5 protein-coding genes and 1 pseudogene are annotated in these 7281 nt (G+C 73.3%); 1 reads left to right on the forward strand and 5 read right to left on the reverse strand.

The genetic code is table 11. From position 1 onward, the window contains the following. Positions 1-321, forward strand: a pseudogene (locus tag I5E_RS18655) (MFS transporter); the annotation flags it as partial. On the opposite strand, the gene I5E_RS18660 reads toward I5E_RS18655, so the two are convergent. The 5 genes from I5E_RS18660 to I5E_RS22995 all read right to left on the reverse strand — a co-directional run bounded on the left by I5E_RS18660 (position 266) and on the right by I5E_RS22995 (position 7164). Continuing rightward, the gene (locus I5E_RS18660) at positions 266-2089 is read right to left on the reverse strand and encodes an ABC transporter ATP-binding protein (protein WP_022908326.1); all 1824 of its coding nucleotides are present in this window, start codon (positions 2087-2089) and stop codon (positions 266-268) included. The pseudogene I5E_RS18655 and the gene I5E_RS18660 overlap by 56 nt on opposite strands. 357 nt (positions 2090-2446) lie before the next feature. Further along, positions 2447-2653: a hypothetical protein gene (locus I5E_RS18665; protein WP_148287049.1), complete on the reverse strand. Its 207-nt coding sequence runs from the start codon at positions 2651-2653 to the stop codon at positions 2447-2449. Positions 2654-2795: 142 nt separating this feature from the next. Next, positions 2796-4430 (reverse strand): bifunctional phosphoribosylaminoimidazolecarboxamide formyltransferase/IMP cyclohydrolase, encoded by a 1635-nt coding sequence (gene purH / locus I5E_RS18670; RefSeq protein WP_022908328.1) that lies wholly within the window; start codon positions 4428-4430, stop codon positions 2796-2798. After that, a complete protein-coding gene (gene purN / locus I5E_RS18675) occupies positions 4427-5020 on the reverse strand; it encodes a phosphoribosylglycinamide formyltransferase (RefSeq protein ID WP_022908329.1) in 594 nt (197 codons plus the stop codon). The genes purH and purN overlap by 4 nt, the downstream gene beginning before the upstream one ends. A 23-nt stretch (positions 5021-5043) precedes the next feature. After that, on the reverse strand, positions 5044-7164 hold the full coding sequence (locus I5E_RS22995; RefSeq protein ID WP_022908330.1) for a cell division protein PerM: 2121 nt from the start codon (positions 7162-7164) through the stop codon (positions 5044-5046). Positions 7165-7281: the final 117 nt, after the last annotated feature.

Consider the following 7281-nt stretch of genomic DNA (forward strand, 5'->3'; position numbering starts at 1 on the left):
GTTCGACTTCGCGCGGTCCTTTACCCGGTCGGGTCGCTCGGGTCGGCGAACGGCGTGGTGAACGTCGGCGGCTTCCTCGCCGCGTTCGTGATGATGTTCCTCATCGGCACCGTCCTCGACCTGGCGTCGTCGGCGTCGGGGCAGACCGTCTTCGCCTGGACGAACTTCCGACTGGCACTCACCGTGCAGTACGTCGTGGTCGGGATCGGCGTCGTGATGCTCCTGCACGCCCGTCGTCGCACGCGTCGGGTCCTGCACGCCCAGCTCATGCCATCGCCCCCTCTCGTGCGGTGGCGTCGTCCTCGTCGAGCGACGAGATGACGTAGCGGTAGTGGTCGTTGGTGGCCATCAGCTCCGAGTGGGTGCCGACGGCGGTGACGATGCCGTTCTCCATGAGCGCCACCCGGTCGGCGAGCGTCACGGTCGACGGGCGGTGCGCCACGATGAGCGACGTGGTCTCGGCGAGGACGCGGCGGAGGCCGGCCTCGACCCGAGCCTCGGTGTCGACGTCGAGCGCGGACAGCGGGTCGTCCAGGACGAGCACCGACGGCCGCGCCGCGATCGCGCGGGCGAGCGCCAGGCGCTGCCGCTGCCCACCGGAGAGGGACAGGCCCTCCTCGCCGACACGGGTGTCGACCCCGTCCGGCAGGTCGTCCACGAACGCCGCCTGCGCGATGTCGAGGGCCTCGCGCATGACCGCCTCGGCCTCGGCGCCGGACAGGTCGGGGCGACCGAGCAGCACGTTCTCGCGCACGGTCGTCGAGAACAGCGTGGCGTCCTCGAACGCGACACCGACGTGCCGCCGCAGCTCCTCGCGGGTGAGGTCGCGGATGTCGACCCCGTCGATCGTCACCGAGCCTCCGGTGACGTCGTAGAGCCGCGGCACGAGCGACAGCAGCGTGGTCTTGCCGCAGCCGGTCAGCCCGACGAGCGCCATGGTCTCGCCCGGCTGCAGCTGCAGCTCGACGCCGTTGATGAGGTCCGGGTACTGCGGTGCGGAGTCCTGGTAGCGGAAGTGCACCCCGTTGAAGGACAGCGCACCGTGCGGCTCGGCGATGGTCTTCGGCGACTCGGGGTCGGTGATCGTGTTCTCGGAGTCCATGACCTCGAAGAAGCGGTCGACCGCGGTGCGGGTGTCGAACGTCATCGAGAGCAAGAAGCCGATCGACTCGATCGGGAAGCGCAGCACCGTCGCGGTCGCGAAGAACGCGAACAGCTGCCCGACGGACAGCTCCCCCTGCGAGGCGAGCCAGATGCCGGCGAGCAGGCAGAGCGCGAACGCGACGTCCGGCACGAGCAGCAGCCACAGCCAGATGCTCGCGATCGCCTTCGCCTTCTCGATCTCGGTGCCGCGCAGGGCCTCGGCCTGCTCGCTGAACTCGTCGAGCTTGTAGCGCCCGCGACCGAACGCCTTGAGCACGCGGATGCCGTGCACCGACTGCTCGACGCTCGTGGCGAGGTCGCCGACCTGGTCCTGGCTGCGGCGTGCGACGACGGAGTACCGACGTTCGAACAGCAGCCCGTTGATCCACAGCGGGATGGACGCGACGAGGAACACCAGGCCGAGCAGCCACCCGAAGGTGAACAGCACGACGAAGCCCACCACGATGGTCACGATGTTGACCACGAGCAGCACGACGCCGAACGCCAGCCACCGTCGGATCAACGACAGGTCGGAGACGGAGCGGGACAGCAGCTGCCCGGACTCCCAGCGGTCGTGGAACGCGACCGGCAGGTCCTGCAGCTTCGCGTAGAGCGCGTTCCGCATGCTCGTCTCGATGCGCGTCGACGGGCGCATCACGAGTCGGCGACGCGAGGCGATGAAGAACGCCTCGAGCACGCCGAGCGCGAGCACGCCGAGGCCGGCCGGCCAGATCTGTGCGGAGTCCTTGGAGGACAGCGGCCCGTCGACGAGCCACTGCAGGACGTAGGGGATCGCGAGCGCGACCAGGGAGGCGCCCATGGCGGCGAACATGCCGCCGATGAGGCGCCGCTGGTACGGCTTCACGTAGGGGTAGATCCGCGCGATGGCGCGGAAGGTCGAGGGGCGGTCGGTGGACGGGCGCGCCTGGTCTGGCGTCTTGGACATGGATTGCGTCCTCGTGCGTCGTGCCGAGACCCTCTGGATCGGTCGCTGCTGTCGCAGCCGCCGGTCTGGAGGCTCGGTGTCCGTTGCGTGGTGGTCGTCGGCCGAGCGGGTCGGTCGCGTCCTCGGGCCGTGCCCGCCCTGGTGAGGCGTGCTCGGTCCGCGTCGCGGTCGCCCGCCGCCGCGTCGGACGCGGCGTCGGTTCGGTCGGAGTGCACCGGGAGCGTGTCGTCCCCCGGGTTCAGGCGTGGGCTCGCGCGGGCCCGTGCTCGTCGTCGTCGCTGGTGTCGCGGCGGCTCGTCGCGTGCTCGTCGTCGTCGGGCGGTCCCGTCGACTCGTCGCTGGCTGTGGGAGGCAGCCCTACGCGGACAGCGGTGCCGTGGCGGCGGGCGCACCCCGGTGGGGGTACGGCGCGACGGCCGCGGACGCGGGACGCGGGCGCATGCCACGGGTCCCGCCGAACGGTCGTGCGTCGGGAGCGGTCCCCACGAGGAGCACGAGACCCGCACGGGCAGCCGTCGCCACGGTTCCGGTCGTCGTGTTCATCGTCACTCCAGTCGTCGTCATCGTCACCGTTGTGTCCGCGGTGCCGCCGGCCGGTGTCTGTCGTGGACACTGGGGCCGTCGGCGTGCCTGTCGCGGAGCCTTACAGACTATTCACAGTCGAACGTGGTGCGCAAGCGTTTTCCGGAGTTGCCGGTTGTTCGACTCAGTGGAAGAAGTGGCGCTCGCCCGTGAAGTACATCGTCACGCCCGCCGCCGTCGCCGCGGCGATGACCTCGTCGTCGCGGACGCTGCCGCCGGGCTGCGCCACCGCGCGGACACCCGCGTCGAGGAGGACCTGCAGGCCGTCCGCGAACGGGAAGAAGGCGTCCGATGCCGCGACGCTGCCCGCGGCCCGCTCCCCCGCACGGCTCACCGCGAGGTGGCACGAGTCGACCCGGTTCACCTGGCCCATGCCGACGCCGACGCTCGCCCCCTGGTTCGCCAGGAGGATCCCGTTCGACTTCACGGCACGGCTCGCCTTCCACGCGAACGCGAGGTCGGTGAGCGTCTGCTCGTCCGCCGGTGCGCCGGCGACGAGGGTCCACGTGGACTGGTCGAACGCGGTGAAGCGGTCGGCGTCCTGCACGAGGAACCCGCCGGAGATCTGCTTGACCTCGCGCGGGGCGAGGGCGAAGTCGGTCGGGAGCGTGAGGAGCCGGATGTTCTTCTTCCGCGAGAGGATCTCGATCGCCTCGGGGTCGAAGGCCGGGGCCACGACGACCTCGGTGAAGATGTCCGCGACCGTCTCGGCCATCTGCTTCGTCACCGGACGGTTCGCGGCGATGACCCCACCGAACGCCGAGAGCGGGTCGCAGGCGTGGGCCGCGGCGTGCGCGGCGGCGATCGGGTCGGCGGCGTCGGCCGGTGCGATCGCGATGCCGCACGGGTTGGCGTGCTTGATGATCGCGACGGCGGGCTCGGCGAAGTCGTAGGCCGCGCGGACGGCGGCATCGGCGTCGACGTAGTTGTTGTACGACATCTCCTTGCCGTGCAACTGCGCCGCCTGGGCGATCCCGGTCCCGCGGGCGCTCGTGTACAGCGCGGCGGCCTGGTGCGCGTTCTCGCCGTACCGGAGCGTCGCGGCGAGGTCGGCGTCCACCGTGAGGTGCTCGTCGAAGCTGCCGGGCGTCTCGGTGTCCCCGCTCGTGGTCGGTGCCGCGGCCGCTGCCACGACGTCGCTCGCGAAGTACCCGGCGACGGCGGTGTCGTAGGCGGCGGTGTGCGCGAAGGCCTGGGCGGCGAGGCGCTTCCGGAGCTCGAGCGTGGTCCCGCCCGCACGGACGGCCTCGACCACCTCGGCGTAGGACGACGGCGACACGACGATCGCGACGTTCGGGTGGTTCTTCGCCGAGGCCCGGACCATCGCGGGGCCGCCGATGTCGACGTTCTCGACGACGGTCGCGGTGTCGGCGCCGGAGGCCACCGTCTCGACGAACGGGTACAGGTTGACGACCACGAGCTGGAACGGCTCGATGCCGAGCTCGGCGAGCTGCTGCTCGTGCGACTCGAGGCGGAGGTCGGCGAGGAGGCCCGCGTGCACCGACGGGTGCAGGGTCTTCACGCGGCCGTCGAGCGACTCCGGGAAGCCCGTGACGCTCGAGACGTCCGTGACGGCGTAGCCGGCGTCGCGGATCGCTCCGGCCGTGGAACCGGTCGAGACGATCTCGACGCCGGCGTCGGCGAGGGCCCCGGCGAGCTCGAGCAGGCCGGACTTGTCGCTCACCGAGATGAGCGCCCGCCGCACGGGGACGAGGTCCCGGTCGCGGTACAGGCTGGGGTCGGCTGCGTGCACGCTCATGCGCTCGGGGTGCCCTTCAGGTCGGTGGTGCCGTTGGCGATGTCGAGGATGGTCTGGATGAGCAGGCGTCGCTCGACCGGCTTGATGCGGTCGTGCAGCGTCGACTCGGAGTCGCCGGGGAGCACGGGGACGCGCTCCTGGGCGAGGATCGGGCCGCTGTCGACGCCGTCGTCGACCTGGATCACGCTCGCACCGGTCTGCTCCACACCGGCGGCGAGGGCGTCCCGCACGCCGTGGGCGCCGGGGAACTCGGGCAGGTAGGCCGGGTGCGTGTTGATGACGGCGGGCGCGAACTCGGACACCACCGCGGGCGGGAGCAGCCGCATGAGCCCGGACAGCACGAGCAGGTCGGGCGTCCACGGGCGGATCTGCTCGGCGAGGGCTTCCCCCCACGCGGCGCGCGTCTCGTAGCGCGAGAACGGCACCGTGAAGGTGGGGATCTGGAACTCTTCGCCGAGGCCGAGTCCCTCGGCGTCGCGGTCGGCACCGATGGCGACGACCCGCGCGGGGTACTCCGCGTCGAGGGTCGCCTCGAGCAGGGCCCGCAGGTTCGAGCCGGCACCGGAGATCAGGACGACCAGTTCGAGCACGGGACAACCCTACCGGGCCGCGGTCACCGGTCGTCCTTGGGACGGCGCCACCACGGCAGCTCGTCCTCGGGGATCTGGTCCGTGGCGTCCCACCGCTGCTGCGGGGCCGCCGGTGCGGACGGTGCTGCACTCGTCGTGATGCCGCCGTGGTCGTCGTCGGCGTCGTCGCGGCCGGCGACGAACTCCTCGGTGCTCCACGGGAACGCGGGCTGCGGCTCGGTCCCGGGCGCGTGCGGCACGGCCGCTGCGGGCTGCTCCGGCTCGCGGTCGGCGCCGGCGCCGGTCGCCCGGTCGCGCAGGTCGCCGACGCGTTCCCGGACGCCGTCGGCCGCTCCGCACAGGCGGTCGCGGATCGCGCCGACGCCACCGCGGCCGGTGCCCCGGGAGCGGTCGGCAGCGCGGTCGGCGGGCACCCGGTCGGCGGCGACCACGTCGGTGCGGGCCCACTCCGGCAGCTCGACGTCGGCGTCCGGGTCGCGGTCCGGCGCGGGGTCGGGCGCGGTCCGGGAGGCGCGGCTCGACGCCGCCACGTCGCCAGCGGTCGTCCCGGGGGTCGTCCCGGGGGCGACCGTCGCGGCGCCCGTCGGCCGAGCGGGGGTCGGGTCCGTCGTCCGGTCCCGCTCGTCGGGGGCAGCGTCGGCGGCGGCAGCGCGGACCGGGACCCGTTCGTCGGGGTCGGTCCGCGTGGCGGCGGCGCGCGCGCGCTCGCCCGGGTCCCGCCGGACCGGAGCACTCGTGTGGTCGGCGCCGGTCGCGGCGTCGCCGTGCGCCTCCTCGACGACGAAGCGGTGCACGTCGGTGGTCCGACCGGCTCCGGCACGATCGAGTGCGGCGAGGAGCGAGCCCTCGGCGGCGGTGTCGGCGTCCGCGTCGGCACGATCGTCCTCGACCTCGTGCCACTGCTCGCGTGCCCGGATCCGTTCCGGCACCCGGACGAGGTCGCTGCCCGCTGCGAGCGCGACCACCGCCGGGACGCCGACCTCGAGGGCGGCGAAGGCCCCGACGACGAGCGCGTGCGGACCGACGTCGGCCAGGCGGCCGGGGCCGAACGACCCCGACGACAGCCAGGCGACGAACCCGGTCAGCACCCCGGCGACGACGCCGGCCGCCACCCCGCCGAGTGCACGGTGGAGCGCCGAGTCGGCGCTGGCGAGCGTCCGGACGAGCCGCGGGCGCAGGAGCCCGCCGGCGGCGAACCCGGCGACGACGGGCACGAGCACCCAGACGAGCCCGAAGGTGTGCCCGGACGCCGGCAGCGCCCCGAACACCGGCAGGCCGGGGATCGGGCCGAGCGTCGTGCCGATCGGCGACACGCTGGAACCGGTCCCGATCGCGAACCCCGGCCCGACGAGCCACGCGGTCGCCCAGCCCACGAAGTCCGGCAGGAAGGCGAGCTGTCCGACCGTCAGGGCGACGCCGCCGACGATGCCGGCGTGGGACCGCTCGTAGAGCGAGATGACCTCGGCGAAGGACGCGAAGAGCAGGACGGCGACGACCACCCCGGCGACCGCGACGACCACGGCGGTCGCAGCGGTGCCCGCGCGCAGGCCGAACGCCCCGACGGCACGCCAGGTGGCCGGCACGCGCTCGACCCCGTCGAGCACCCGCTGCGTGAGCGGATCGGCCGGCAGGCCCCGTCGCCGTCGGCACACCTCGCTCGTCACGAGCGCGGGGATCCCGAACCAGAGGGCGGGCAGGACGATCGCCTGCCACAGCGTCGGCACGGTCGCGGCCGAGCGCGTCGACAGGGCGACGAGGAGCCCGAGGAGGGCGACGACACCGGTGCCGACGAGCAGGCCCGTCGTGCGGTGGTCGGTCTCGGCGAAGCGGCGCCCCGCTCGTCCGGCGAGCCACGCGGTGACGAGGGCGAAGCCGAGCGCGGCCAGGGTCACGTGGATCGGGTCGGCGGCGCCGGTCACCCCGGACGACTTCGCGAGGGCCGAACCGAGGAGGAACGACACGTCGACGCCGTGCCCGACGAGCCAGACGCTCCCCGTGGCCTTCCAGAACACGTCCCAGTCGACCTGCAGCCCGTACTCGAAGCCCCACAGGAGGGTCAGCGGGACGAGCGCGATCCCGAGGCCGACGCCGACCGTCACGACCGCCTCGATCGCGGCGAGCAGTGCGGTTCCCAGGCGGTTCATCGCAGCGAGGATACGTGCCGATGTCCGCTTCGCCGGGGAGCCGCGCGGCGGCGGGGCGAACGTCCCCCGCGTCACGACGGGAGGGGCGGTGCCAAAGGGCNNCGCGCCTCCCGTCCG

Source organism: Curtobacterium sp. B18 (genome assembly GCF_000333375.1).
Classification (GTDB): domain Bacteria; phylum Actinomycetota; class Actinomycetes; order Actinomycetales; family Microbacteriaceae; genus Curtobacterium.